The sequence below is a fragment of the Salinicola sp. genome (genome assembly GCF_982684285.1).
This window is the reverse complement of record NZ_CEXLVS010000529.1, coordinates 1-1,061: the sequence shown is the minus strand read 5'-3', so window position 1 is coordinate 1,061 and position 1,061 is coordinate 1. Positions and strand designations below refer to the sequence as shown.

Annotated in this window: 2 protein-coding genes; both read left to right on the top strand. The window is 39.3% G+C overall.

Going from position 1 to position 1,061, the window contains the following annotated elements; all coding sequences use genetic code 11:
- Positions 1-450 (top strand): dethiobiotin synthase (gene bioD, locus AC3AYF_RS21690; protein WP_487780534.1); only part of this gene is annotated, 450 nt, incomplete at its 5' end.
- A partial coding sequence (locus AC3AYF_RS21685) for a transglutaminase-like cysteine peptidase (RefSeq protein ID WP_487780533.1) occupies positions 440-1,061 on the top strand: 622 nt, incomplete at its 3' end. The genes bioD and AC3AYF_RS21685, both read left to right, overlap by 11 nt.

Below are 1,061 nucleotides of genomic sequence, written 5' to 3'. Positions count from 1 at the left end.
TATGCATTTGAATCTGCAATTGCCCCGCATATTGCTGCTCAACAAGTCGGTGTAGTGATTAATATTAAATCTATTAAGCAACACTATAACCAAATTCAACAACAGGTTGATGCCGTGGTGGTTGAAGGGGCTGGTGGTTGGCTAGTTCCATTAAATGATCAAGACACCATGGCTGATTTAGCGATTGCATTGGATTTGCCAGTTGTCTTAGTTGTCGCTATTCGGCTGGGTTGTATTAATCATGCTTTATTATCTGTTCAAGCGATTGAGCAAAGTGGATTATCACTATATGGGTGGGTTGCGAATCACGTCGAAGATAATAAACAAACAGCAGCGATAGTAAGCAGTTTAAAAGACAATATTACTGCACCGTGTTTATGTAATGTGCCTTATTTATCATCAGGAAAATTGGCAACTGAGTATTTGGATTTGGGCGGTGATGATGACTAAAATATTAACATGTTTCCTCCTCTTATTACTCGTTGCTTGTTCATCATCCCCCAAAATTGAACAAGTAGATGATGGTATAGATTCAGCGACTCGGATGAGGGTGGAACAATGGAAAACACTCATCGATTCAGGTTCACAGTGGTCTGATATTAAGAAACTCACCAACGTGAATGATTTCGTCAATCAATTTGATTTTGTAGATGACATCGTTCATTGGCGACAACAAGATTATTGGGCAACACCGCTACAAACATTAGTCACTCAGGGTGGTGATTGTGAGGATTTCTCCATTGCCAAATATTTCACGTTGAGTGCGATGGGCATGAGTGAAGATAAATTACGTCTAACCTATGTTAAAGCATTAACTATCAATAAAGCGCATATGGTGGTGAGTTATTTCGACAGCCCGAAATCAGAACCACTCATTTTAGATAATTTAAATTCTCGAATATTGCCTGCCTCTCAACGACAAGATTTATTGCCGGTATATAGCTTCAATGGTGACGGTTTATGGTTAGCGAAGCGTGAACAATCTGGACAGTATGTTGATGATTCATCTCGGATAAGTTTATGGCAGAAACTATTACATCATATGGATGTTGAAGCAGCTG